Raw genomic sequence first — 25478 nt, 5'->3', positions numbered from 1 at the left:
GGGGGCCGGGGGTGTCCGTGGAGTTCACGGGGTGGGTGGGCGACGACGGCATGGATGCACTCTTCGCCCGGACCGACCTCCTGGTGGTCCCCAGCCTCTGGCCCGAGCCGTTCGGGCTGGTCGGGCCGGAGGCCGGGCTCCGGGGGGTCCCCGCCGCGGCGTTCGCGGCCGGCGGGATCCCGGACTGGCTGGTGGACGGCGTCGGCGGCCACCTGGCCCCGGCGGACCCGCCGACGGCCGCCGGGCTGGCGGAGGCGGTCGTCCGCTGCCTCCGTGACCCCCGGGAGCACGCGCGGCTCCGCCGCGGCGCCAGGGAGGTGGCCGGGCGGTTTTCACAGGAGGCGCACCTCGCGGCGCTCCTCCGGATCTTCGAAGGCGTGGTGGGCGGTGACTCCCCGGATCGCCGGACGGAAGGACTCTGAGAACGATGCTTCGTGAAGCCCTGATCGACACGCTCCGCCCGTACCACTTCCGGGGGAAGCTGAGGCTGCTGGCGGGAATGGCGCCGCGCACCGGGGAGCGCACCGCCCGGCTCTTCGGCTACGACGTGCGCCTGGACCTGGCGGAGGCCATCCAGCGCTGGATCTACCTGGGGGCGTTCGAGCCGCAGGAGACCGCCGCCGTGCGCCGCTGGCTCAGGCCGGGGATGACCTTCGTGGACGTGGGGGCCAACGTCGGCTACTTCACGCTGCTGGCCGCCTCCCGCGTGGGGGAGACCGGCCGGGTGTTCGCCGTCGAGCCCAGCCCCTACGCCCACGATCGGCTGAACGCCGCGGTGTCCGCGAACCGGCTGGCGCAGGTCCGCACCTTCCGGATGGGGCTGAGCTCCACCGAGGGGGAGCTGAACCTGTACCTCCCGCCCGAGTCGGACGGGTTCCATTCGCCGACCATGAGCGCCTCCTCGTGGGAGACCCTCCGGGTCCCCGTCCGGCGCCTGGACGACTGCCTGGACGAGTGGGGCGTGCGGAGCGTCGACCTGATCAAGCTGGACGTGGAAGGGCACGAGGCCCACGTGCTGGAGGGAGCGGCCGGCGCGCTGGAGACGGGGCGGGTGCGGGCCGTCCTCTGCGAGTTCAACGACCACTGGCTCCGCCAGCAGGGTAGCTCTCCGCGCGCGCTCCATGATACCTTGGTGCGCGCCGGGTTCGTGGACCAGGAGGGCGTCCCCGACTTCGGAGCGGACGGGTGCGAGACGCGCTTCCTCGTCCACCGCTCCGCGCTGGCCGGACGCTGACGCGTCCAGGAGAACAGGCCCCGTGACCGACCACACGATGACCGTCGCCGACCGGCTCGCCGAAGAAGAGATCCGCATCCACCTGCGCGACCCCAACGAGGAGCAGCGTGCGGAGGACGACTTCTTCCGCACCTCCGCGGACGAGAACGCCTCCGCCGACCTGTACCGCTCCCTCTTCTATGCCGGGCGGGCGCTGGCGCTCTACACCTTCGACCACATGGTCGCGCGCTTCGGCCTCACCTTCGAGGGCTCGGTCCTGGAGCTGGGCGGGGGCTACGGCTACCTGAGCGCCTACCTCAAGAAGAAGCGCCCGGAGCTGCGCGTCGTGTACTCGGACGTGTCGATCGAGGCGGTGCGCAAGAGCCGCCAGTACGAGGACTTCTTCGGCACGCGCCTCGACGAGAAGTGGGTCACCGGCGCCGAGGACACCCCCTTCCCGGACGCCAGCTTCGACCGGGTCCTCTTCTTCGCCAGCTTCCACCACACGCAGGACCCGGCGGCGGCGGTGCGGGAGGTCGCCCGCATCCTGAAGCCCGGTGGACAGGTGTACATGCTATTCGAGCCCTCCTGCCCCGGCTACCTGAAGCCGCTCTACGACTTCCACGTGCGGCGCGAGACGGTGAAGGAGCAGTACTACTCCGTGGGCGAGTACCGGCGCTTCTTCACGGAAGCGGGGCTCACGTTCCGGCGGCACAACTACCGGAGCTACCTGTACCGCCACTCGGAGCGATCTTCGCTCTACTACGCCTTCCTGAGCATGCTCCCGGGGTTCGCCGCGAACGCCTTCCCCTGCAGTCAGGTGCTCATCGGCGGCAGGGCCGCCGCCTGAGGACGGGGCAGAGGATGATCCCTCCCGCGCGCACGCCCCGCCTCGCCCTGGTCTGCGACCTCCTGGAGGAGGGGTGGCCGAGCATGGACCTGGTGGCGGAGATGCTCCTCGGGTCGCTCGAGCGCGACCACCCGGAGAGCGTGGCGGCTCGCCGCGTGCGGCCGCCGCTCCGGAGGCGCTTCACCGCGGCCTCCAACGGGAGCGCGCACCTGAACGGTGGAGCGGAGGAGGGGCGCTTCCGGGTGAACGCCGACCGGGTGCTCAACCGCTTCTGGGACTACCCGCGCCTGCTGCGCAGGTCGCAGGGCGACTTCGACCTGTTCCACCTGGTGGACCACTCGTACGGTCAGCTCGTCCACCACCTCCCGGCGGAGCGGACCGTGGTCACCTGCCACGACCTGCACACCTTCCAGTGCCTCCTGGCGCCGGAGGGGCATCCACGCTCCACGCCGTTCCGCATGATGACCCGGCACATCCTGCGGGGCGTCGCGCGGGCGGCGCGGGTCGTGTTCGACACCGGCGCCGTGCGCGACGAGGCGCTGGCGCACGGGCTCGTGGACCCCGAGCGCGCGACCGTCGCGCACCTGGGCGTCCACCCCGCCTGCACCCCCGAGGCGGACCCGGAGGCCGACGCGGAGGCGGCGCGCCTGCTGGGGCGGATCCCCGCGGGCGCCCCCTGCCTGCTGCACGTGGGCGGAACCTACGGCCGCAAGCGGATCGACCTCCTGCTGCGGATCTTCGCCGGAGTGCGGCGCGAGCTGCCGGACGCCTGGCTGGTGCGCGTGGGCGGCCCGTTCAGCGCCGAGCAGGCGCGGCTCGCCGATCAGCTCGGCGTGGCGGACGCCATCGAGGTCCTTCCCTTCGTGGAGCGGCGCGTGCTCTCGGCGGTGTACCGGCGCGCGGCGCTGGTCGTCCTCCCCTCGGAGGAGGAAGGCTTCGGCCTCCCGGTGCTGGAGGCGATGACCTGCGGCACACCCGTGGTCGCCAGCGACCTCCCGGTGCTGAAGGAGGTCGGCGGCGACGCGGCGGAGTACCAGTCGGTCGGCGACGTGGCGGGCTGGTCCGACGCCGTGGTCGACCTCCTCTCCGAGCGCCGCTCCGACCCGGCCGCGTGGGAGGCGCGCCGCGCCGCCGGGCTCGCGCGGGCGGAACGGTTCACCTGGCGCGAGTACGCCGGGAAGATGGTCAGCGTTTACCAGGGAGTGCTTGAGCAGTGAGCTCCGTGAATCCGTCCGGCCCCGGCGCCCGCCGAATGCGGGTGCTCCACGTGGGGAAGTACTACCCTCCGTACCGCGGGGGCATCGAGACGCACCTGGAGGTCCTCTGCCGGGAGCTGCGGCGCGAGGTGGAGCTGGAGGTGGTCGTCGCCAGCCCGGACCGGCGCGACCGGGTCGAGCGGGTGGACGGGATCGACGTGACGCGCATCGGCACCGCCTGCACCCTGGCCGGCGCGCCGGTGTGCCCCGGTATGGTGCGGAAGATCCGCGAGTCCGACGCGGACATCGTCCACCTGCACCTCCCCAACCCGGCCGCGGTCCTGGCGTACCTGGCGAGCGGGCGCCGCGGGCGGCTGGTGGCCAGCTACCACAGCGACGTGGTGCGCCAGCGCGTCCTCGACGCGGCGTTCCAGCCCATCCAGGACCGGCTGCTCGACCGCTGCGACGCGATCATCTCCGCGACCCCCAACTACGTACGCAGCTCCGCGGTGCTCTCGCGCTACCGGGACCGCTGCAGGGTGATCCCCTACGGGATGCCGGTGGAGGAGTTCGGGCGGGGGGCCGAGGAGGCCGAGCGCGTCCGCGCCCGGTACGGCCCGCGACTGGTGGTGAGCGTCGGCCGGCTCGTCTACTACAAGGGGTTCGAGCACCTGATCGAGGCCATGCGGGAGGTGGACGGCACGCTCCTCATCGTGGGCGACGGTCCGCTCCGGGGGGCGCTGGAGGCACGGATCCGTGACCTGGGGCTCCGGGACCGCGTCTTCCTGCTCGGAAAGGTGGACGACACCGCGGGCTTCTACCACGCCGCGGACGTCTTCGTCCTCGCGTCGGTGGCCCGGAGCGAGGCGTTCGGGATCGTGCAGATCGAGGCCATGGCGTGCGGCACGCCGGTGGTGAACACGAGCCTCGACTCGGGTGTGCCGTACGTGTCCCGCGACGGGGAGACGGGGCTCACCGTTCCCCCGGCAGACCCGGCCGCGCTCGCCGCGGCGGTCAACCGCCTCCTGGACGACCCGGACCTGCGTGCCCGCCTCGGGCGCGCGGGGCGCACGCGCGTGCGGGAGGAGTTCAGCCAGGAAGTGATGACGGAGCGCATGCTCCGGCTCTACCGCGAGGTGCTCGACGGCTCCGCTGCGGCCCGGACCCTGACGGCCGGCGAGCCCGCGCGCCCCGACCTCGCCCTGCTGGGCGGAGCCTGACCCGCGGGGGGCTAGGAGGATGGACCATTCCGCGCAAGTGTGCTATGTTCAAAGTCTTTGTTCGCCCCGGGCGCGCCCGGGCGTCCGCCTTGCCTGCGCCGTTCCGGCCCGCTCCCGCGTTGTGATGAGTCGAGCACTGCTCACCCTGCTGCTCCTCGCCGGCCTCGCCCCCGTCTCGCTCTCCGCGCAGGCCGGCACCGGCGGCGAGCCGGTGCTCCGTCCGGGCGACCGCGTGGCGATCGAGGTGTACCGGAACCGGGAGATGAGTGGCACCTTCACCGTGGCGCCCGACAGCACCCTCCTGCACCCGGTCTTCCGCGGCGTCCGGGTGGCCGGAGTGCCGCAGGGAGTGGCCGAGGCGCGGGTCCGCGAGGCGCTGCGGCGCTTCGACGCGGACCCCATGTTCTCGTTCGGCCCCGAGTACCGGGTCTTCGTGGGCGGGCACGTCCGTGAGCAGAACCAGTTCTTCCTCCCGGAGGTGAGCGTCGCCCAGGCGATCTCCCGCGCGGGAGGGAGCACGGCACCGGACCGCCGCTACCGGCTCCGCTTCGTGCGCGACGGGAGGCAGACGGTGGTGAACCTCGCCGACCCCGCCGCCACCGAGATCCTGCAGCAGCCGATCCGCTCCGGCGACCAGGTCGTGATCGAGGAGCGCCCGTCGTTCTCGCGCACCTACCTGGACCCCGCGATCCGCGTGGTGCAGACGGTCGGCACCGTGCTCTCCGCGTACGTGATCCTGACGCAGATCCTGCGTGACGACGACCCCGCGTCAAGCAACAAATAGGCGGTAAATCGAAATGTCCGAGTACCTGACGCCCTCCGGCGGGATGCTCCCTGCTCCGAACGGGGGAGGACATCCCCCGCGGAACGGGATCCCCGCTCCCCCGCCCGAGATGGAGGAGACGCCGCTCCGGAAGTACGCGGGCGCCCTGCGCCGGCAGCTCTGGCTGGTGGTCCTCGTGGGCCTCGTGGGCCTGGGGATCGCGTACTACGCGGTCACCAACACCGAGCGGATGTACACGTCCCGCGCGGTGCTGCAGCTCGCCGACGAGAAGAGCGGCCCCTCGCTGGGGGGTGGGCTGGCCGGGCTCGCGGCGTCGCTGGGCGGCGGCGGGAGCAACATCCAGTCCCAGCTCCAGGTGATGCGGAGCCGCATCCTGCTCGGCGAGGTGGTGGACTCCCTCGGCCTGCGGCTGCAGCGCGTCGTGCCGGGGCTCGTGCACGACTCGTTCGAGCCCACCGGGATCGTGGACCAGGTCCACGTCCCCGCGGACGCCCGCCCCGACACCCTGGGACTTTCCTTCGCCGAGCGCGGGGTGACGGTCCGCAAGGCGGGGCAGGAGGTCACGGCTCCATACGGCGAGCCCCTGGAGATCGACGGGATCCGCTTCACGGTCCCCGCCCGCCCCGGCGACCGGGACCACCTGACGCTGCACGTGATCTCGCGCGACGACGCGGTGGACGTGCTCATCGACGCCGTGCGCCCGGCCTCGCGCGAGGGGACCAACGTGGTGGACGTGGTCGTCAACGGCTACGACTCCATCATCCCCAAGAAGGTCGCCAACACCACGGCGGAGTACTACAAGCAGTTCAGCAGCCGCAGGTCGCGCGAGCAGGCGCGGCTGCGCCGCCAGTTCGTCATGAACCAGCTCGCCGTCGCCGAGTCGCTCCTCACCGTGACGCAGGCGCAGCTCACCGAGTACCGCAAGCGGGAGCAGCTGTTCAGCGCCAAGACCGAGGCGACGATGCAGGCCGCCGGGCGCGGCGAGCTGGAGGTCCGCCGCGCCGAGATGGAGGCCGAGCGCAAGATCTTCCGTAGCACGCTGGCCGAGCTGGCGCAGGCGGACGGACGGCGCAGGATGCACCTCCTGCGCGCCCTCGCCTCGGGGCCGGGCGTGGGGGACAGCCCCGTGATCGGGTCGCTGTACGGACAGGTCAGCAGCTACGAGGCGCAGCGTGACAGCGTCCTGGCGGGGCCGCCGCGCCGCAGCCCCACCCACCCCGAGGTGCTGGCGATCGACTCCATGCGCGTCGCCGCCGAGGCGCGGCTGATCGGTGCCGCGCGCAGCTACGTGGACATGCTCGACGCGCGCATCGCCGCGCTGAGCGACATCAAGGGCCGCACCGACCGCGCGCTCGCGCACATCGCGGAGAGCGAGCCGGAGGAGGTCCGGCTGATGCTGCAGATGGAGTCCATCGGGGAGGCCGCGCGCGAGCTGCGGGCCCGGTACTACACGGCGGGGATGGCCGAGGCCTCGGAGATCGACCAGGTCACCATCCTCGACCACGCCCTCGCGGGCGACCGGTCGGGATCGGGTCCCAACCGGACGCTCTTCTTCGGGCTGGTCTTCGGGCTGATGGTGGGGGGCGCCGGCGCGATCCTCCTGGACGGGGCCAACCGGAGCCTCCGCCGCCGCGAGGAGCTGGAGCACTTCCTCCGCGTCCCCGGGCTCGGGGTGATCCCCCGGCTGGACGCCGGCGGGAGGCCCGCCGTGGCGCTCCCATTCCCGGGACGGCTGCGGAACGGCAACGGCAGGGGCGCCGGCCGCGAGCTCGTCGCCGCCACGCAGGTCCATTCCAGCGTGGCGGAGGCCTTCCGCTCGCTCCGCACGAACCTGGTGTTCGCGCCCGGGGTGGAGTCGCTGCGCTCACTGGTCGTGACGAGCCCGGAGGGCTCGGAGGGGAAGACGACCACGGCCGCGAACCTCGCCGTCGCCTTCGCGCAGCAGGGGATGCGGGTCCTCCTCGTGGACTGCGACCTGCGGCGTCCGCGGATCCACACCGTCTTCGGGGTGGCGAAGGAGCCCGGCCTGGCCGACCTCCTGGTCGGCAGGGTCGCCGCGGAGCAGGTCATCCGCCGCACGTCGGTGGAGCGGCTCTCGGTGCTCCCGGCCGGGAGCGCGCCGTCGGTGGGCGCCAGCGACCTGTTCGGCGGCGGCGTGGTCCGGTCGCTGGTCGCGGCGCTCGGCGACGACTTCGACCTGGTGATCATGGACACGGCGCCGGTCCTGGTGGCGGCGAACGCCGCGATCCTGGGGACGCAGGCGGACGGGGCGCTCCTGGTGGTCCGGGCGGGACGGACGGAGCGGGACGCGGCGCGTCAGGCGGTGCAGCAGCTTTCCGCCGTCGGGGTGCGGGTCGTGGGCGCCGTTCTCAACGATCCGGACGACAACCTCCGCCAGCCGCGGAGGTATGAAAAATACTACAGGAACGATCCGGCGCCGGTCTGAGCCGTCGAGCGCGCGAGGTGGGGACTCACCTGAACTCAACGTCTGAACATGAACATTACGGTCGTCGGGACGGGCTACGTGGGGCTGGTGGTGGGTGCGTGTCTCGCCGAGACGGGGAACGACGTGGTCTGCGCCGACATCGACGCGAAGAAGATTGGGCGGCTGAACGCGGGTGAGATCCCCATCTACGAGCCCGGCCTGGAGCCCCTGGTGGAGCGGAACCTCTCGGAGGGGCGGCTCCGCTTCACGACCGACGTGGCGGAGGCGGTCCGCGGCGCCGAGGTGATCTTCATCGCGGTGGGCACCCCCCCGGGCGAGGACGGCTCCGCGGACCTGCAGCACGTGCTCGCCGTGGCGGAGACCATCGGCCGCAACATGCCCGCCGACGGCCCGGAGAAGATCGTCATCACCAAGAGCACCGTCCCGGTGGGAACGGCCAAGAAGGTGCGCGAGGCCATCCGGCGCCACACCTCGCGGACTTTCCACGTCTGCTCCAACCCGGAGTTCCTGAAGGAGGGCGCCGCGGTGCAGGACTTCATGAAGCCCGACCGCGTGGTGGTGGGCGTGGAGTCCGAGTACGCGCGGGAAAAGCTGGCGGAGCTGTACTCGCCCTTCGTGCGCACGGGCAACCCGGTTCTGTTCATGGACATCGCTTCGGCGGAGATCACCAAGTACGCCGCCAACGCGATGCTCGCGACCCGCATCTCGTTCATGAACACCGTCGCCGGGCTCTGCGAGGCGGTGGGGGCCGACGTCTCGAAGGTGCGCCAGGGGATCGGGACCGACGAGCGGATCGGCTCCAGCTTTCTCTTCGCCGGGATCGGCTACGGGGGGAGCTGCTTCCCCAAGGACGTGAAGGCGCTCATCCACACCCTCCGGACCGTCGGGGTGGACCCGGTGATCCTGGAGGGGGTGGAGCACGTGAACGCCGCGCAGAAGTCGGTGCTGCTGGAGCGCATCGTCGACCGCTACGGCGAGGACCTGAGCGGGTGTACCTTCGGCGTCTGGGGGCTCTCCTTCAAGCCCGAGACCGACGACATGCGCGAGGCGCCCTCGCTGACGGTGCTGCGCGGCCTGGCGGAGCGCGGCGCGCGGATCCGCGCCCACGACCCGGAGGCCCGCCACGAGGCGGAGCGTCACTTCTCCGACCTCCTGGAGAGCGGCGCGCTCACGCTCTGCGAGCACAACTACGACTGCCTGGAGGGCGCGGACGCCCTGCTCGTCCTCACGGAGTGGGCGCCGTACCGTCGTCCCGACTTCGGGCGCATCCGCGGGCTGCTCCGCGAGCCGGTGGTCTTCGACGGGCGCAACCTCTGGGAGCCGGAGAAGATGCGCGACCAGGGCTTCCACTACGTCTCCATCGGGCGGCCAGCCGTGGCCCCGCTCGCGGTGGTGGCGCAGGCGGTGGGGAGCTGAGGAGGAGACGATGCGCGTGCTCATCACCGGCGCGGCCGGGTTCCTGGGATCCCACCTCTGCGACCGCTTCCTGGCGGAGGGGCACCACGTGGTGGGAATGGACAACCTCATCACCGGATCGCCCGACAACCTCGCGCACCTGATGGGGCGGAGCGACTTCCGCTTCGTCGAGCACGACGTCACGGAGTTCATCTACGTGGACGGGCCGCTGGACGGGGTGCTGCACTTCGCCAGCCCGGCCTCGCCGGTGGACTACCTGGAGCTCCCCATCCAGACGCTCAAGGTGGGGTCGCTGGGGACGCACAAGGCGCTCGGGCTGGCGAAGGCGAAGGGGGCACGCTTCCTCCTCGCCTCCACCTCCGAGGTGTACGGCGACCCCAAGGTGCACCCGCAGGTGGAGAGCTACTGGGGGAACGTGAACCCGGTGGGCCCCCGGGGCGTGTACGACGAGGCGAAGCGCTTCGCCGAGGCCATGACCATGGCCTACCACCGGTACCACGGGGTGGAGACGCGCATCGTTCGGATCTTCAACACCTACGGCCCCCGGATGCGTCCCTCGGACGGCCGGGTGGTGTCCAACTTCATCGTGCAGGCGCTGCGCGGCGATCCCCTCTCCATCTACGGAGACGGGTCGCAGACCCGGTCGTTCACCTACGTGGACGACCTGGTTGACGGGATCTACCGCCTCTTCTTCTCTGACCGGGCGGATCCCACCAACGTGGGGAACCCGGGCGAGTTCACAGTGCGGGAGCTTGCCGAGCAGGTGCTGCGCCTCACCGGGAGCCGCTCGGAGATCACCCACCTTCCACTCCCGGAGGACGACCCCAAGGTGCGGCAGCCCGACATCTCGGTGGCGAAGGCGGTGCTGGACTGGGAGCCGCGGGTCCCCCTGGAAGAAGGGCTCCGCCGGACCATTCCGTACTTCGCGCAGTTCCTGGAGCGTGAGAGCGTCGGCGCGCGGACGCTCCCGGAAGGATCCTGAGCCGGGGATGGCCGTGGGCGAGAGTCCCATCGACGGCACCTCTTCGTCCCGCGGCGCGGCCGCGGTGAGTGGCGCCCAGGGTGCGCCCTCCCGGGCGCCGCGCGTCGCGATCTGCGTCGCGACGCTGCAGCGTCCGGTGCTCCTCGGCACCCTGCTGGAGAGCCTGGCCCGGCTGGAGTTCGGAAAGTCAGGGCCGGTGGAGCTGTTCCTGGTGGTGGTGGACAACGACCCGGAGGAGACGGCGCGCGGGGTGGTGGAAGCCGTACGTGACGCCATGCCGTGCCCGATCGTGTACACTGTGGAGTCGCGCCGGGGAATCCCGTACGCGCGGAACTGCGGGGTGCGGGTCGCGCTCGAGAACGGTGCGGACTTCCTGGCGTTCATCGACGACGACGAGGTCGCCAGCCCCACCTGGCTCGACGAGCTGCTGGACGCGCAGCGCCGCTACGGCGCGGACGTAGTAAGCGGTCCGTCGCTTCCCCGCTACGCAGCGGGGGTGCCGCAGTGGGTGATCGAGGGGGGGTTCTTCACGTACCCGCGCTACCGCACGGGCGAGTCGATCCCCATCTCGGCGACCAACAACGTGCTGGTCTCGGCCGAGCTGTTCCGGGACACGGAAGAGCCGTTCGACCCGGCGTTCGGGCTCAGCGGGATGGACGACTCGCACTTTTTCATGCGGGTCAAGCAGGCCGGGGCGAAGCTGGTGTGGGCCGACGAGGCGCTGGTGGAGGAGTTCATCCCCGAGTCTCGGGCGCGGACGAGCTGGATCCTGCAGCGCGCATTCCGCATCGGGAACGGCTACGTGTTCTGCGTGCGGACGCTCTCGCCCCCGCACCGGTGGGTCGTTCCCCGGCTCGCCGGGGCGTTCGCGCGGATCGGGTACGGAGCGCTGATCCTGCCGTTCGCGGCCGTGCGGGGGCGCGCGTCGACCGTGAGCGCGCTCCGCACGATCTCCAACGGCGTGGGGTCGCTCGTGGGGCTCGCCGGGAAGCGGTACCACGAGTACACTGTCATTCACGGCCGGTGAATCGGCGATGCCGGAGGCCGGGCGGGGCGACCCGTCCCGCGGCCACGTCTTCGCCCGCCGCCCGGCGGGTCTCCAGAGCGAGGGGTTGCAGATGAGTCCGCGGACCAGCCTTTTCATCCGGGCGCCACTGGCGGTGGTGCGCCGGATCCGCTACCTGCACCGTCGCTCGGTCGCCTTCCTGGTGTATACGGGGGTGACCGTGCTCGCGTACACCCTGGCGTTCCTGCTCCGCTTCGAGTTCCAGTGGCCGGGGGAGTACACGGCCACCTTTCTCGCCAGCCTCCCGCTCCTGGTCGTCGTCCGCCACCTCTGCCACCAGTTCTTCCGGCTGACGACCGGCCGGTGGCGCTTCGTCGGTGTGCACGACATCCTCCGCCTGGGCGCTGCCACCGTCGTGGGCACGACGGTGTTTCTCGCGCTCACCCGGGGGTGGCCGTTCCCCCTGTCGGTCCCCCTTTCCGTGGTGGCCGGCGAGGCGATCCTCAACGTCCTCCTCACCTCCGCGGTCTGGATCTCGTACCGGGCCGCCTTCGAGGCGCTGCACTACCGGTTCGCCGGGACCCGGCGCGAGACGACCCGCGTGCTGATCGTCGGCGCGGGCGAGTCCGGCTACATGCTCGCCCGGGAGATGTCGCGCCGGAACACCGGGTACCGGCCGGTGGGGTTCGTCGACGACGACCCGCACAAGTGGGGGACGCGGCTGGCGGGGCTGGAGGTGGTCGGCTCCGCGACCGACCTGAAGGCCATCACCGAGTCGTACGGGGTGGAGGAGCTCATCCTCGCCGTCCCGCACGCTAGCCCCGCCCAGATGCGCACCATCGTGGAGCACTGCGAGGCCACGGGGCTTCCGTTCCGGGTGCTCCCCAGCATCGCCGAGGTGCTCGCAGGCGACGTGCGCCTCGAGCAGATCCGGGAGGTCCGGATCGAGGATCTCCTCGGCCGCGAGCCGGTGCAGCTGGAGCTGCAGGAGCTCGCGGCGGACCTTCGCGGTGCGTGTGTGCTGATCACGGGCGCCGCCGGCTCCATCGGCTCCGAGCTGTCGCGCCAGATCGCGCTCCACACCCCCTCCGTGTTGGTGCTCTTCGACCAGGCGGAGACGGAGCTGTACTACCTGGAGCTGGAGATCCGGGAGCGGCACCCGAAGCTGACGATCGTCCCGGTCATCGGCGACATCGTGGATCGCGATGCCGTGGAGGGCGTGTTCGAGGCGTACTCCCCCACCCACGTATTCCACGCGGCGGCGTACAAGCACGTCCCCATGATGGAAGGGAACGTGCGCCAGGCGGTCCGCAACAACGCCGTCGGCACCCTGGCCGTGGCGGAGGCCTCGGGGAGGTACGGGGCGCGCAAGTTCGTGCTGGTGAGCACCGACAAGGCGGTCAAGCCGGTGAGCGTGATGGGCGCCACCAAGCGCCTGGCGGAGATGGTGGTCCTGGAGGTGCAGGAGAAGCATCCCCGCACCGTCTACGCGGCGGTCCGCTTCGGCAACGTGCTGGGCAGCAACGGGAGCGTCATCCCCGTGTTCAAGCGGCAGCTGGCCGCGGGGAAGCCGCTCACGGTGACGCACCCCGACGCAACCCGGTACTTCATGACGATCCCGGAGGCGGTGCAGCTCATCCTCCAGGCGTCGCTCCTCCCCGAGATCCGGGGACAGATCGCGATGCTGGAGATGGGGGAGCCGGTCCGCATCCTCGATCTCGCCCGGAACCTGCTGCGCCTGGCGGGGAATCGCTCGCGCAAGCGGAGCATCGTCTTCACCGGCCTGCGGCCAGGGGAGAAGCTGCACGAGGAGCTGGTCGCGCCCGACGAGGAGACCATCGAGACCACGATCCCCAAGGTGCGGCTCATCCGGGCCAGCGAGGTGTCGGGACGGCCGGTGAGGGACACCCTCGCGACCTGGGACGTGGCCTTCCGCTCGCACCGGGACGGGGACGTGGCCGCCTCCCTCGCCGAGATCTTCCCGGCGCTCGACTTCGGGAAGGCACCGGACGTGGCGGTCGTGCCGGCACGCCCCAGCCTGCCCTCCGTGCAGCTGGAGGAGACGGCGCGCTAGCGCCGCTCGCCACGGCAGCCACGTCCGTGCCCCTCCCCACCATGTCCCGGCGCCGCCCCACCGTGCCATCCGTCGAAGCCCCTGAGCCGGAGGCGCAGAGGCCGCGGCTCGTACCGGACCTTTCCGTCGTGGTCGTCAACCGGAACACCCGGGAGCTGCTGGAGGCGTGCCTCGGCTCGATGTGGGCTTCGCCGGAGACGGTTGGCGTGGAGGTGATCGTGGTGGACAACGGGTCCACCGATGGGAGCGTGGAGCGGGTTCGGGAGCGGTTCCCCGAGGTGCGCCTCATCACGAACGACGAGAACACCGGGTACGCGTTTCCCAACAACCAGGGGCTCGCCGTGAGCCGCGGCCGGTACGTGCTGCTGCTGAACAGCGACACCGAGGTGCGCCCACGCGCGCTGAGCCGACTGGTGGAGTTCATGGACGCCCACCCGGAGGCCGGGGCGTGCGGGCCGTTGCTGCGCTTCCCGGACGGGCGCCTCCAGCGCTCCTGCTACAGCACCCCCTCCCCACGGACCTTCCTCTCCACCATCCTCACGCTGGACCGGCGGTTCCCCCGAAGCCGGGCTTTCGGGAACACGCACACGGGCTTCGCCCACGACCGGACGACCGAGGTGGAGACGATGCTCGGCGCGGCATTCCTGGTGCGGCGTGACGTGATCGAGCAGGTGGGTGTACTGGACGAGCGGCTGCGGATCCACTACAACGACTTCGACTGGTGCCTGCGGATCCGGCGGGCGGGGTGGAAGATCTACTTCGTTCACGACGCTGAGGTCGTCCACCACCTGCAGGCCACCACCCGCGCGGAGAACCGTCACCTGGAGCTCCAGCCGGAGCTGGTCCGCAACCTGTTCGACTACTTCCGGAAGCACTACGGGGAGGCCGGGGTGCGCTGGGTCCGGCTCGGTATGCTGGTGGGATGGGGGGGGCGGTGGCTCATGTTCGGGGCGCTGGGCCGCCTTCCCGGGCGGGAAAGCGATCCCCTTGCGTCGCGCTACCGGCTCGGGCTGGCGAAGGCTGCGCTGAGCGGCCGGCCGGAACAGTCCGGACGCGCATCGGAAACAGAAGAGGGGGAGGAGGGCCGGTGAAGGGGATCATCCTGGCGGGCGGTTCCGGGACGAGGCTGTATCCGATCACGCAGGTCATCAGCAAGCAGTTGATGCCGGTGTACGACAAGCCCATGGTGTACTACCCGCTGACCACGCTGATGCTGGCGGGGATCCGCGACATCCTGGTGATCTCCACCCCGCACGACCTCCCGCTCTTTCGGGAGCTGCTGGGCGACGGCGCGAAGTGGGGAATTCGGCTCGAGTACGCCGAGCAGCCCCGGCCAGAGGGGCTCGCGCAGGCCTTCGTCATCGGGCGCGAGTTCGTGGGGAGCGATCCCGCCTGCCTGATCCTGGGCGACAACATCTTCTATGGCCACGGACTCACGGAGTCGCTCCAGCGCGCCGCTGCCCGCATCGAGGGGGCGACCGTCTTCGGCTACTACGTGAAGGACCCGCAGCGGTACGGGGTGGTGGAGTTCGACCCGGCGGGCCGCGTGGTGGGGATCGAGGAGAAGCCTCTGCAGCCGATGTCCAACTACGCGGTCACCGGGCTGTACTTCTACGACAATGGCGTGCTGGACATCGCCGCCAGATTGGAACCGTCCGCGCGTGGGGAGCTGGAGATCACCGACGTGAACCGGGAGTACCTGGGTCGGGGGCAGCTCAACGTCGAGATCATGGGGCGGGGGATGGCGTGGCTCGACACGGGAACGCACGAGTCGCTGCTGCAGGCCTCCAACTTCATCGAGACCATCGAGCAGCGGCAGGGCCTCAAGGTAGCGTGCCCGGAGGAGATCGCCTACCGGGCGGGGTGGATCGGTGCGGAGGAGCTGGAGCGACTGGCGGCCCCACTGAGGAACGGGTACGGGGACTACCTGCTGGACATCCTGCGCCGCGAGCCGGTGGGCTAGCGAGCCGGCACCGGCTCGTCCGCCTCGACCAGGGAGCCCGCCGACCCACGACAGGGTCGGCGGGCTCCCTCGCGCTTCACGGAGTCCGGCTCGCCGGCGAGGGAATGACCAGTTCCTGGCCGACCGTGAGGAGATCGCCGACCGCGGGGTTCGCGGCGCGGATCTCCTCGGGCCCGACCCCGTACCGGCGCGCGATCCCGGGAAGCGTCTCACCCTCGCGCACCGAATGGACGACCGGACCGGTGGCAGGCGTGGGCGCCACCGGGTCGGCCCCCGTCCGGGCCGGCGGCGCGGCCGGAGGCACCGCTGGTGGCGCGGCTGTCGGCGGGGCGAGCGGGACCACCACCCGCGCCGTGTCCCCCGCGGGTGTCGGGACCGCGACCGAGTCGGCGGGCGCCGCGGCGGGCAACGCCGCACCGGAGGCCGGGGCTGCCGGCGTCTCCGGCGCCGGCACCGCGACCGTGTCCGTCACGGGCACCGGGGGCGGAGCGAGCAGCGAAGGAGCGGGTACGCGAGTGGCGCGGCGGGTCCGCGGCGTGAAGCCGAGGCGGAGCCTGTTGTTGCGGACGTCCACCGCGCTGTCGGAGGTTTCCCAGCTCACCCCGAAGTTCTGGAACAGGAAGTTGAGCCGCTTCTCCGTGCCGAGCTCCGCCTCGAACTGGAGGTACGGAAGGGGGAAGCTGCCCCGGAGCCCGGCGAGAAGCGAGATCTCGTGGCCGAGAAAGGGCCAGGACGAGGGACGCGCGTAGTACGCGTCGTTGTGCCAGCGGACCCGCCCCAGGTAGAGCCCGACCCGCCAGTCCGGCGCGAGGTAGTCCGCCGCCGCCCACTGGCTCGAAGCCGCGGGGCCGATGGCGGCGCCGATCACCTGCCCGCGGTGCGTGTACCCCTGCGGCACGACCTTGCTCGTGTAGAACGCCTGGGCCGGGCGGATACGGAAGGTGGCGCTCTGCTCCAGCGAGGTGAGCTCCGTCTGCACGCGGAGGTCGCCCGGCCCGCCGCCGACGCGCCCCGCCCACTGCAGGCCGAGCGTGTACCCCTGGGCGTGGTTGGGGTAGTCGAGGAAGTCGCCGAGGCCCTCGGGGAGCGCGTGCCGGGCCCACTCGGCGTAGACCTCCAGCCCGTCGCGCGGGAAGATCCACCGGCCAAAGAGCGAGACGATCTGCGCCGCGCGCGCGTCCGACGAGTCCGGCGTGGACGACGGCCAGCGTACGAAAACGTCCGCCGCCCGTGTGAGGACCGAGCCGGCGCCGTCCACCGCCGACTGGACGGTGCGCGCGATCCCGAGCGTGAGGTCCGGCTCGCCCGCCGGGCTGAAGGTGGCGACCAGCCCGCTCAGCGAGCGCGTGCCGTCCGCCGAGCCGTCGCCGAAGTACTCCGACTCGCCCAGGACGCCCAGGAGCAGCTTCGCCTCCACGGCGCCCGCACGCGTCCGCCAGGGGGAGGCGGTGCGCAGGAAGAGGTGGGGGAAGCCGGGAGCGTTGTTGCTCATCACGATCGCGTTCCGGATCCCCGGGCCCCACCACTGGCTCTCCGTGGACACGCCGAGGTCCGCGCCCCCCAGGTGCACGCCCAGCGTGCTCTGCCCGGGGTCGACGGACCAGATCGCCTCGTTCCCGAAACGCAGCGGGAGGTCGGCCGGCGTGTCCCACCTGAACCAGGGGGGGGTGAAGCGGTCCTGGGCCATGGTCCCCGGGAGAAAGCTCTCGAAGCTCCGGTTCTGCGCCATTCCAACCTGCGGAGCGAGGACCGCGAAGACGCGGCCGTACTCCAGGCGCACCCCTCCGAGACCCCAGACGCTCAGGCCCTTCCCCGCCCAGATCGCGCCATCGTTCAGGGAGAACGGAAGGGCCGAGTTCCACGACATGGTGAGCTCGGGGGCGAGGAGCGCCCACCGCAGCGGCCCGGGGCCGCCCGGGAGCGGCGCGGCCTGGCCCGACGGGGAGCGGAGCAGGTATCCGTCTGCGGGGGCCAGCCCGAGGATCTGCGCCACGCGCTCGCGATCGTCCGCGTCGCCGCCGATGGTGGCCAGGGGGATCACGGCACCCGTCGGCGCGCGGAGAGTGTCCTGCGCACCTGCGGAGCCGGGGAGACCGGACCAGATCAGTGCCGCGACGAGGGCCGCGCGCCGGGTGTTCGGGTGCAGAGCAGGCATTCGGATCGGGGTCGGACGGATCCGCCGAGTGATTCGTGGACTAGACAGGAGGAAAGCAGAATAACATATTTGCACGCTTCAGTCTACACGCCGCCGCATGGGCGGCCCTTCGTTCGCGTTGCCTCAGCACGGCGATCCCGTTGAGCCTATCGTCCCGCCGCATCCGTCTGCTCACCCGCGTCGTGGGGGCGCTCGTCCTGGCCGCCGGCTCGCCGCTCGGGGCGCAGACCCTCCCCACGGACCTGCGGGGTGAGGCGTTCGTCGGGAGCGAGGTGGAGGGCTACCTCCGGCTCCTGCAGATCGGGGGCGACGCGAGCCTCTACCCCTGGTCCATCCGTGCGTTCTCGCCTCGCGAGGTCGAGCGGCTCCTCGCGCCGGACTCCACGCACCCCTGGCAGGAGCGCTATGCGCTCGGGCCCGGCTCCACGCGCGGGCCGCGCGTCAGCCTGGTGCGGCCGCGGGCGCGCATGGCGTACAACACCGCCTTTCCCTTCGGTGTCAACGACGGGGCAACCTGGGCGGGGCGGGGTGCCACCGCCTCGCTGCAGGCCGGGTTCTCCGTGGTGTACGGGCCGCTCTCGGCGACGGTCGCGCCGGTTGCCTTCTGGGCGGAGAACCGGGAGTTCGACCTGCAGCCCAACGGCTATGACGGCCGGCGTGCCTTCGCCGATCCGCGGTGGCCGGACCTGGTGGACGCCCCGCAACGGTTCGGGACCGGCTCCTACTCGCGGATCGACCCGGGGCAGAGCACGGTCCGCGCGGACATTGGGCCGGCGGCGCTCGGGGTGTCCTCCGCCAACCAGCAATGGGGCCCGGTGCGGTACAGCCCCATCATCCTGGGCGGCAACGCGCCCGGCTTCGTACACGCCTTCGCCGGCACATCGAGGCCGGTGGACCTCTGGATCGGCAGGTTGCACGGGCGGCTGGTCTGGGGGCGCCTCGAGCAGTCCGAGTACTCGGGTATGCCGAGCGATTCCAGCCGCCGGCTGATGTCGGGCCTGGTGGGAGTGTTCACCCCACGCGGCGCTCCGGGGTTGGAGATCGGTCTTTCCCGCTTCTTCCACTCTCCCTGGGGGGAGGATGGCCCGTCGCGGGACGACCTGCTCCTCCCCCTGGAGGGATTCCTCAAGGTGGGATCGTCCGAGCGCGACGACGACCCGGACACGGCGCCCCGCAACCAGCTCGCGTCCGTGTTCCTCCGGGCCGTCTTCCCGGGGAGCGGCTTCGAGGTGTACGGGGAGTACGGCAGGGAAGACCACAGCTGGGACTTCCGCGACCTCATGCTGGAGCCCGATCACCAGAGCGCGTACGCCCTGGGCCTGAGCAAGGTCTGGAAGCGCTCCGCCACGGAGCGGGTAGCGGTCCACGCCGAGGCGATGAACTCGCAGGTGACCCACCTCTCGCGGGTGCGCCCGCAGGGGAACTTCTACTATCACACGAGGCTGCGGCAGGGGCACACCCACCGCGGGCAGTTCCTGGGTACGCCGGCCGTGTACGGAGGCGGCGCCTCGACGGTGGCGGCGGAGTACTTCCACACGGGCGGACGCTGGACGGTGTCGTGGAACCGTGCCATTCGCCAGGATGACGCGCCGATCGTCTGGAGGGGCAATTCGACCTCGCAGGGTGTCGACTCGTACCATGCCCTTAATGCAGAAGTGCTACGGTTTTACGGGCGCTGGGAGCTTGCGGCGGGAGTCGCGGGCGTGTACAATCGTAGGCGCTATTACGAATCAAATGTTTTCAACCTGAATGCCGGGCTGTCGGTCAGCAGCTCCTTCTAGGCGGGACGGAACGGTGCTGCATTCCCCCGTCTCGATCGCTCGAACCCTGGTCTCTACGGACGTGCCGAACATGTGGTTTAGCGGCAAGCTGCGCGGGCCGGTCCGGTCCGGCGCGGTGGCTTTCTTGTTTCTGTGCTTCGCATCGGTCGGGGCGGCCCCGGCGCAGCAGGGAACCCCGCCGGGTGTCGACACCCTGTCCGCCCAGTGGCGGCGTGCGTTCCCGAACGGCCAGGTGCAGGGGCAGTACTCCGACACTCCCGTGACGCCGTCGATCCTCGACGCGCCGGTGAGCCGCATGGACTATCCTCTGGGGCCGGGGGACGTGCTCGGCATCTCGCTGGTGGGGGCGGTGAACCGCATCCACACGGTCCCGGTCACCCCGGAGGGGACGGTGGTCGTCCCCGGGCTCGGGATGGTGCGCGTACTTGGCCAGAACCTCAACCAGGCCGAGGCACAGGTCCGCGGCCTGGTCTCGCGATTCTACCGGGACGTGAGCGTCAACGTGACGCTGGCGCAGGTGCGCACGTTCAAGGTTTTCGTCGTGGGGGACGTGCCCCAGCCCGGGGTGCGGGTCGCCACCTCGGCGACGCGCGTGAGCGAGGTGGTCCCCGAGGAAGGAGTGCACCGGGTCCCCCGCCGCAACGTCCTGCTGCGGCGCGCCTCGGGCGACACCGTCCTGATCGATCTGCTGCGCTTCCGCCAGATGGGCGACCTCCGCGCCAATCCCACCCTGCGTGAGGGTGACGCACTGCTGGTTCCGACCGTCGATCAGACGGTCGAGGTCCGCGGCCGGGTCCCGTTCCCCGGGGTGTACGAGTATCGGGCCGGCGAATCGCTCGCCGAGCTGGTGCGGATCGCGACCGGCGGCGGGGACTTCCCCTCGAGCTCGGCGGACAGCATCCGGGTCACCCGCTTCCTGGACGCCGAGCGGAGGGAGTTCCACACCTTCTCGCGTGCGGAGGTGCTCGGCGAGCAGGGGCAGCGGTTCCTGCTCCGTCCGTTCGACGCGGTGTACGTCGCGTGGCGGGCGAATTACATGGAGCAGAAGACCGCGACCGTGCTCGGGCAGGTGATGCGTCCCGGGGTGTACCCGGTGGTCCCCGGGGTCACGACAGTGCGGGAGCTGGTGGACATGGCGGGCGGCTTCACCCCGGAAGCCTCGCTCCTGGAGGCGACCCTGCGGAGGTCGCGCTCGCAGGGCGACGCCAGGATCGACCTTGCGCGGGTGCCGCCGGAGCTGCTGAACCGTACCGAGCAGCAGATCCTGCAGATCCGCACCCAGGGCGACGAGAGCCGGGTGGTGATCGATTTCCCGCGGCTCTTCGTCGAAGGGGCCGACGCGTACAACCAGACGCTCCAGGACGGGGACACCCTCGCCGTCCCGCGCCGCCGCAACGAGGTGGTGGTGCTCGGGGCGGTGCTCCAGCCGGGGGTGGTGCAGCACGCGGCCGCCCAGGACGCGCGCTACTACATCCGGCTGGCGGGCGGGTTCGGCCGCCGGGCCGACCGGAACGACATCATCGTGCTGCGGGGGAGCTGGGGAACCCGCCTGACCGCCCGGGAAGCGACCACGATCCACCCGGGCGACATGGTCGTCGTGCCGTTCAGCGAGCGCCGCAACTGGCTGGCGGCACTGCAGACGACCAGCGCCGCCATCACCACGGTGGTGGGCCTGGTGTTCACATTCCGGGCGCTGTTCCCCGACGACAATCCGTAGACGCGGCGAACCGGCAGCCCAAGACGCAATAGAGTGATCGCCATGCGTGACCGTGAAGCGGGGTCCGAGCCCCTGGAGGGCGTCCACATTCTGGGGCTGGTCGCCGTCCTCCTGCGCCAGTGGAAGACCGTGGTCGCAACCATGCTGCTTGTGGTGGCAGTCGCCACGGCGGCCTTCTTCCTCCAGCCCAAGCGCTACGCGGCCAAGACCGTGCTCTTCCTGGCGCAGGACCGCACCCAGGGGGGTGGCGCCGGCGCGATGGTCGCCAAGCAGCTCGGGATCCCCATTCCGGCGCTGTCGCTGGGGGGCAGCCCCAACCAGAAGCTGATCGAGACGATCCTCCACAAGGGGCGCTCGGTCCAGGACCTGATTGCCGAGCGCGTCAAGGCGCAGGCGGGGGGCGGCATCGAGGGAGAGGCCACGGTCCGCCGGATCCTGGACAAGGGCACGGACGTGGAGAGCGCGCCGGACGGCTCCATCATCGTCCAGGTCACGGCGGGCGACCCGCGCCTGGCCGCGAGCATCGCGAACGAGTACCCGGTCGCGATCAACGCCACCGCCGCGCGCGTGACGGCGGCGTCCGCGGTACAGAAGCAGCGCTTCCTGGAACGGCAGCTGGCGGAAGCGCGGCAGCGGCTGGACCAGTCGGAGGACAGGCTGCTCCAGTTCCAGCGGCGCGAGAACGCGCCGGCCATCAAGGAGCAGGCGGAGAAGACGGTGGAGGCCGCGGCCGCCCTGCAGCAGGAGATCTTCCGGCAGGAGGTCAGGGTCGGCCAGCTACGGCGCATCGCCACCCCGGACAACCCGGAGCTGCAGGCGGCCCAGGGGGCGCTCAGCGATCTCCGGGGGCAGCTGCGCCGCCTCACCGCGGAAGGTGGGGCCCGGGGCCAGGTCTTCGTCCCCCTGGGCGGGTCGGCGGAGCTGAGGCGCGACGCGACCCGGATCATGCGCGACTACACCAAGGACGAGCAGGTGTACGTGTCGCTCCTGGCCGCCTTCTCGGAGGCGCAGATCGACGCCAACAACAACCTGCCCGTGGTCACGGTGATCGACCCGGCGCTGGTGCCGAGGTCCCCGGCCGGCGCCGGGCTGGTCTTCCGGCTCGTCTTCGCTGCGGTGCTGGGGCTCGCGCTGGGGGTTCTTGCCGCCTTCCTCCGGGATTACCTGCGCAGCTCGCGCGACCATCCCCAGAACGCGGTTTTCTTCGCCGCGTGGGAGGAGTTCCGGGGCGGGATCTACCGGCCGCGCAACGGCCGCTCCCGCGCGCCCGCGGCGGTGGGCAAATGAGCGGGGCGGCAGTGCATCCGGGAGGCGGTTCGCCGCCGCCGGAGGCGGGACGCTTCGAGCGGGTCCGGGAGGAGCTGCGGGGGAGCCCCCGCACCTGGCTGGTGACCGGCGCCGCCGGGTTCATCGGCTCAGCCCTGGTGGAGACCCTCCTCGAGCTGGGCCAGACGGTGGTGGGGCTCGACAACTTCGCCACCGGGCACCGCCGCAACCTGGAGGAGGTGCTCGCCGGGGCGGGAGAGGGCGCTCGGCGGCTCCGCTTCCTGGAGGGCGACATCCGCGACCAGCGCATCTGCCGCGTGGCCTGCGAGGGGGTGGACGTGGTGCTCCACCAGGCCGCCCTCGGCTCCGTCCCGCGGTCGCTCGCCGACCCCATCGCAACCAACCAGGTCAACGTCGAAGGGTTCCTGAACGTCATCCTGGCGGCGCGGGACGCGGGGGTCCGGCGGTTCGTGTACGCCGCGTCCAGCTCCACGTACGGCGACCACCCCGGCCTCCCCAAGGTGGAGGACGTCATCGGCCGGCCGCTCTCGCCGTACGCGGTCAGCAAGTACGTGAACGAGCTCTACGCCGGCGTCTTCGAGCGCGCGTACGGCCTGGAGACTATCGGGCTGCGCTACTTCAACGTCTTCGGCAGGCGGCAGGACCCCAACGGCGCCTACGCTGCGGTCATCCCCCACTGGGTGAGGAACCTGATGACCGGGCGGGAGTGCCGCATCAACGGCGACGGCGAGACCAGCCGCGACTTCTGCTACGTGGACAACGTCCTCCAGGCCAACCTCCTGGCAGCGACCACCGAGGATTCCGGGGCGACCGACCAGGTCTACAACGTGGCCTGCGGCGAGCGGACCACGTTGAACGAGCTGTTTGCCCTGATCCGCGACGAGCTGGCCAGGGAGCGGCCGGAGCTTGCCTGCGCAGAACCCGCCTACGGCGACTTCCGGGTCGCGGACATCCGGCACTCGCTGGCCGACGTCTCGAAGATCCGGTCGCTGCTCGGCTACCGGCCGACGCACCGGGTCCACGACGGCTTGCGGGAGGCGCTCGCCTGGTACGTGGACTTCTTTTCCCGCGCGCCGCGGGAGGGGCTGGCCCGGACCGCCTGAGCCGGGTCCCGGACGGTAGGCTTGAAACTCACTCTGGTGCCGATCGAACGCAGGCCGGTGGTCGGCTCCCCGACGCGTCTTTAGGAGCGAAATGCTGGACAACAAGGTCGTCCTCGTGACCGGCGGTACCGGATCCTTCGGGCACCGGTTCATCGAGACCGTGCTGCAGCGATACGAGCCGAAGAAGCTGATCGTCTTCAGCCGCGACGAGCTGAAGCAGTTCGAGATGCGCCAGCGGTTCCCGGAGCGGATCTACGACAACATCCGCTACTTCATCGGGGACGTTCGCGATCGTGAGCGCCTGTACCGCGCCTTCGACGGGGTGGACGTGGTGATCCACGCCGCGGCGCTCAAGCAGGTGCCGGCGTGCGAGTACAACCCGCTGGAGGCGGTGAAGACCAACGTTCTGGGCGCCGCCAACATCATCGATGCGGCCATCGACCGCGACGTGAAGCAGGTCGTGGCGCTCAGCACCGACAAGGCCTGCAACCCCGTGAACCTTTACGGGGCCACCAAGCTCTGCTCGGACAAGCTGTTCACCGCGGCGAACAACTACTCCGGCCCGCACGGCACCCGCTTCAGCGTGGTGCGCTACGGCAACGTGGTGGGGAGCCGGGGGAGCGTGGTCCCGTTCTTCATGAAGATGCGCGAGACGGGGGTGCTCCCCGTCACGGACGAGCGCATGACGCGGTTCTGGATCACCCTGGAGCAGGGGGTGGAGTTCGTGCTGCGCAGCCTGGAGCGGATGCAGGGCGGTGAGATCTTCGTCCCCAAGATCCCCAGCATGAGCATCATGGACCTGGCGCGTGCGGTCGCCCCGGAATGCGAGACCAAGGTCGTCGGGATCCGCCCGGGCGAGAAGCTGCACGAGGTGATGGTGGCGGAGGACGATGCCCGGCACACGCTGGAATACGAGGACTACTTCGCCATCCTCCCCCCTTTCGAGCAGTGGGACCCGATCAGCTTCGCCCGGCGGAACGGCGGAACGCACTGCCCCGAGGGGTTCCGCTACAGCAGCGAGAACAACACGCAGTGGCTCACCGAGGCGCAGCTGCGCGAGATGATCGGGCTGGGCGAGGCGCTCGTAGGTGTCGAGTAGGCTCGCGACGGAGGGCGGCGCGCCCGTCCGCACGGAGGTGCTGCCGTACGGGCGGCAGTGGCTCGACGACGAGGACGTGGAAGCGGTGGTGCGGGCACTCCGCTCGGACTGGCTCACCACGGGCCCGCTGGTGCCGGAGTTCGAGCGGGCCTTCGCCGAGTTGGTGGGCGCGGCGGAGGCGGTGGCGGTGAGCAACGGCACCGCGGCGCTGCACGCGGCGATGTACGCGCTGGGGATCGGGCCCGGGGACGAGGTGATCGTCCCGGCCATGACCTTCGCCGCCAGCTCCAACTGCGTCGTGTACCAGGGCGGCACGCCGGTATTCGCCGACGTGGACCCTGGCACGCTGCTCATCGATCCGGCGTCGGTGGCGGCGCGGATCACTCCGCGCACCCGCGCGGTCGTGGCGGTGGACTACGCCGGCCAGCCCTGCGACTACGACGCCCTGCGCGAGGTCGCGCGGGAGCACGGCCTGGCGCTGGTGGACGACGCGTCGCACTCGGTGGGCGCGAGCGACCGGGGGCGCCCCGTGGGATCGCTTGCCGACCTGAGCACCTTCTCGTTCCATCCGGTGAAGCACCTGACTACCGGGGAGGGGGGGATGATCACGACCGACGACGCGGCGCTCGCGCAGCGGATGCGCGTGTTCCGCAACCACGGGATCACCTCGGATCACCGGCAGCGCGCGGAGCAGGGCGGCTTCTTCTACGAGATGGTGGACCTGGGGTACAACTACCGGATCACCGACTTCCAGTGCGCCCTGGGCATCAGCCAGCTCCGCAAGCTCCCCGGCTTCGTCCGCCGCCGGCAGGAGATCGCCGCCCGCTACGACGCGGCGCTGGCGGAGATCCCGGCGGTCCGGCCGCTTGCCGTCCGCGAGGGGGTCTCTCACGCGTACCACCTCTACACGGTGCTCCTGGACACGGACCGCCTCTCGGTGGACCGGAACGCCGTCTTCTCGGCGCTCCGCGCGGAGGGGATCGGCGTGAACGTGCACTACGTCCCCGTGCACCTGCACCCGTTCTACCGCGAGCGGTTCGGCACCTCGTCCGGGACGTGCCCTATGGCGGAGCACGCGTACGAGCGGATGGTCACGCTCCCCATGTTCCCGCAGATGACCGACGCGGACGTGGACGACGTGGTCGCCGCGGTGGCGAAGGTGGTGGAACGATACGCACGGTGACCG

The 25478-nt window shown here is 71.2% G+C and carries 20 protein-coding genes; 19 read left to right on the top strand and 1 reads right to left on the bottom strand.

Annotated features, from left to right (window positions below; genetic code table 11):
* The 13 genes from VGR37_08265 to rfbA all read left to right on the top strand — a co-directional run.
* Nucleotides 1-422: glycosyltransferase (locus VGR37_08265; protein ID HEV2147384.1), on the top strand; the 422-nt coding region annotated here is incomplete at its 5' end.
* A 5-nt stretch (nucleotides 423-427) separates the two neighbouring features.
* A complete protein-coding gene (locus tag VGR37_08260; protein HEV2147383.1) occupies nucleotides 428-1234 on the top strand; it encodes an FkbM family methyltransferase in 807 nt (268 codons plus the stop codon).
* A gap of 22 nt (nucleotides 1235-1256) precedes the next feature.
* Nucleotides 1257-2063: a methyltransferase domain-containing protein gene (locus VGR37_08255; protein HEV2147382.1), complete on the top strand. Its 807-nt coding sequence runs from the start codon at nucleotides 1257-1259 to the stop codon at nucleotides 2061-2063.
* 14 nt (nucleotides 2064-2077) lie between these two features.
* Complete coding sequence (locus VGR37_08250) at nucleotides 2078-3280, top strand: glycosyltransferase family 1 protein (protein HEV2147381.1); 1203 nt, start codon at nucleotides 2078-2080, stop codon at nucleotides 3278-3280.
* A gap of 35 nt (nucleotides 3281-3315) precedes the next feature.
* Nucleotides 3316-4479, top strand: coding sequence for a glycosyltransferase (locus VGR37_08245; GenBank protein HEV2147380.1), 1164 nt, complete (start codon nucleotides 3316-3318; stop codon nucleotides 4477-4479).
* Nucleotides 4480-4603: 124 nt separating this feature from the next.
* Nucleotides 4604-5263 carry a polysaccharide biosynthesis/export family protein gene (locus VGR37_08240; protein HEV2147379.1) on the top strand — a complete coding sequence of 220 codons (660 nt, stop codon included), beginning with the start codon at nucleotides 4604-4606 and terminating at the stop codon, nucleotides 5261-5263.
* A gap of 13 nt (nucleotides 5264-5276) precedes the next feature.
* Nucleotides 5277-7709 (top strand): polysaccharide biosynthesis tyrosine autokinase, encoded by a 2433-nt coding sequence (locus VGR37_08235; protein HEV2147378.1) that lies wholly within the window; start codon nucleotides 5277-5279, stop codon nucleotides 7707-7709.
* A 48-nt stretch (nucleotides 7710-7757) separates the two neighbouring features.
* Nucleotides 7758-9125, top strand: a complete 1368-nt coding sequence (locus VGR37_08230; protein HEV2147377.1) for a UDP-glucose/GDP-mannose dehydrogenase family protein — start codon at nucleotides 7758-7760, stop codon at nucleotides 9123-9125.
* 10 nt (nucleotides 9126-9135) lie between these two features.
* Nucleotides 9136-10107: a UDP-glucuronic acid decarboxylase family protein gene (locus VGR37_08225; GenBank protein HEV2147376.1), complete on the top strand. Its 972-nt coding sequence runs from the start codon at nucleotides 9136-9138 to the stop codon at nucleotides 10105-10107.
* A 7-nt stretch (nucleotides 10108-10114) separates the two neighbouring features.
* Nucleotides 10115-11134 carry a glycosyltransferase gene (locus VGR37_08220; GenBank protein ID HEV2147375.1) on the top strand — a complete coding sequence of 340 codons (1020 nt, stop codon included), beginning with the start codon at nucleotides 10115-10117 and terminating at the stop codon, nucleotides 11132-11134.
* A gap of 91 nt (nucleotides 11135-11225) precedes the next feature.
* Nucleotides 11226-13187 (top strand): nucleoside-diphosphate sugar epimerase/dehydratase, encoded by a 1962-nt coding sequence (locus VGR37_08215; GenBank protein ID HEV2147374.1) that lies wholly within the window; start codon nucleotides 11226-11228, stop codon nucleotides 13185-13187.
* A gap of 62 nt (nucleotides 13188-13249) precedes the next feature.
* Nucleotides 13250-14278: a glycosyltransferase family 2 protein gene (locus tag VGR37_08210; GenBank protein ID HEV2147373.1), complete on the top strand. Its 1029-nt coding sequence runs from the start codon at nucleotides 13250-13252 to the stop codon at nucleotides 14276-14278.
* Nucleotides 14275-15150, top strand: coding sequence for a glucose-1-phosphate thymidylyltransferase RfbA (gene rfbA / locus VGR37_08205; GenBank protein HEV2147372.1), 876 nt, complete (start codon nucleotides 14275-14277; stop codon nucleotides 15148-15150). The genes VGR37_08210 and rfbA overlap by 4 nt, the downstream gene beginning before the upstream one ends.
* Before the next feature lie 76 nt (nucleotides 15151-15226).
* Here the strand turns inward: rfbA and VGR37_08200 are convergent, their stop codons facing one another.
* Nucleotides 15227-17191, bottom strand: a complete 1965-nt coding sequence (locus VGR37_08200) for a capsule assembly Wzi family protein (GenBank protein HEV2147371.1) — start codon at nucleotides 17189-17191, stop codon at nucleotides 15227-15229.
* Between the two features lie 254 nt (nucleotides 17192-17445).
* On the opposite strand from VGR37_08200, the gene VGR37_08195 reads away from it, so the two are divergent.
* The 6 genes from VGR37_08195 (at nucleotide 17446) to pseC (ending at nucleotide 25475) form a co-directional block, all read left to right on the top strand.
* Nucleotides 17446-19086, top strand: a complete 1641-nt coding sequence (locus VGR37_08195; protein ID HEV2147370.1) for a capsule assembly Wzi family protein — start codon at nucleotides 17446-17448, stop codon at nucleotides 19084-19086.
* Nucleotides 19087-19345: 259 nt separating this feature from the next.
* Nucleotides 19346-20803: an SLBB domain-containing protein gene (locus VGR37_08190; GenBank protein ID HEV2147369.1), complete on the top strand. Its 1458-nt coding sequence runs from the start codon at nucleotides 19346-19348 to the stop codon at nucleotides 20801-20803.
* A 42-nt stretch (nucleotides 20804-20845) separates the two neighbouring features.
* Nucleotides 20846-22090 carry a GNVR domain-containing protein gene (locus VGR37_08185; GenBank protein ID HEV2147368.1) on the top strand — a complete coding sequence of 415 codons (1245 nt, stop codon included), beginning with the start codon at nucleotides 20846-20848 and terminating at the stop codon, nucleotides 22088-22090.
* Complete coding sequence (locus tag VGR37_08180) at nucleotides 22087-23193, top strand: SDR family oxidoreductase (GenBank protein ID HEV2147367.1); 1107 nt, start codon at nucleotides 22087-22089, stop codon at nucleotides 23191-23193. Before VGR37_08185 ends, VGR37_08180 begins: the two co-directional genes overlap by 4 nt.
* Before the next feature lie 91 nt (nucleotides 23194-23284).
* Nucleotides 23285-24292 carry a UDP-N-acetylglucosamine 4,6-dehydratase (inverting) gene (pseB, locus tag VGR37_08175; GenBank protein ID HEV2147366.1) on the top strand — a complete coding sequence of 336 codons (1008 nt, stop codon included), beginning with the start codon at nucleotides 23285-23287 and terminating at the stop codon, nucleotides 24290-24292.
* The gene (pseC, locus tag VGR37_08170; GenBank protein ID HEV2147365.1) at nucleotides 24282-25475 is read left to right on the top strand and encodes a UDP-4-amino-4,6-dideoxy-N-acetyl-beta-L-altrosamine transaminase; all 1194 of its coding nucleotides are present in this window, start codon (nucleotides 24282-24284) and stop codon (nucleotides 25473-25475) included. Before pseB ends, pseC begins: the two co-directional genes overlap by 11 nt.
* Nucleotides 25476-25478: the final 3 nt, after the last annotated feature.

The organism is Longimicrobiaceae bacterium (assembly GCA_035936415.1).
In the GTDB taxonomy this organism is placed as follows: domain Bacteria; phylum Gemmatimonadota; class Gemmatimonadetes; order Longimicrobiales; family Longimicrobiaceae; genus JAFAYN01.
Note: the sequence above shows the minus strand (reverse complement) of the source record. Positions and strands in the feature narration are given on the sequence as shown.

Excerpts from the sequence above, each read along its gene's own strand:
- VGR37_08260 (HEV2147383.1), top strand. The coding sequence starts at position 428 with ATGCTTCGTGAAGCCCTGATCGACACGCTCCGCCCGTACCACTTCCGG.
- VGR37_08250 (HEV2147381.1), top strand. The coding sequence starts at position 2,078 with ATGATCCCTCCCGCGCGCACGCCCCGCCTCGCCCTGGTCTGCGACCTC.
- VGR37_08245 (HEV2147380.1), top strand. The coding sequence starts at position 3,316 with ATGCGGGTGCTCCACGTGGGGAAGTACTACCCTCCGTACCGCGGGGGC.
- VGR37_08240 (HEV2147379.1), top strand. The coding sequence starts at position 4,604 with ATGAGTCGAGCACTGCTCACCCTGCTGCTCCTCGCCGGCCTCGCCCCC.
- VGR37_08235 (HEV2147378.1), top strand. The coding sequence starts at position 5,277 with ATGTCCGAGTACCTGACGCCCTCCGGCGGGATGCTCCCTGCTCCGAAC.
- VGR37_08230 (HEV2147377.1), top strand. The coding sequence starts at position 7,758 with ATGAACATTACGGTCGTCGGGACGGGCTACGTGGGGCTGGTGGTGGGT.
- VGR37_08225 (HEV2147376.1), top strand. The coding sequence starts at position 9,136 with ATGCGCGTGCTCATCACCGGCGCGGCCGGGTTCCTGGGATCCCACCTC.
- VGR37_08220 (HEV2147375.1), top strand. The coding sequence starts at position 10,115 with ATGGCCGTGGGCGAGAGTCCCATCGACGGCACCTCTTCGTCCCGCGGC.
- VGR37_08215 (HEV2147374.1), top strand. The coding sequence starts at position 11,226 with ATGAGTCCGCGGACCAGCCTTTTCATCCGGGCGCCACTGGCGGTGGTG.
- VGR37_08185 (HEV2147368.1), top strand. The coding sequence starts at position 20,846 with ATGCGTGACCGTGAAGCGGGGTCCGAGCCCCTGGAGGGCGTCCACATT.
- VGR37_08180 (HEV2147367.1), top strand. The coding sequence starts at position 22,087 with ATGAGCGGGGCGGCAGTGCATCCGGGAGGCGGTTCGCCGCCGCCGGAG.
- pseB (HEV2147366.1), top strand. The coding sequence starts at position 23,285 with ATGCTGGACAACAAGGTCGTCCTCGTGACCGGCGGTACCGGATCCTTC.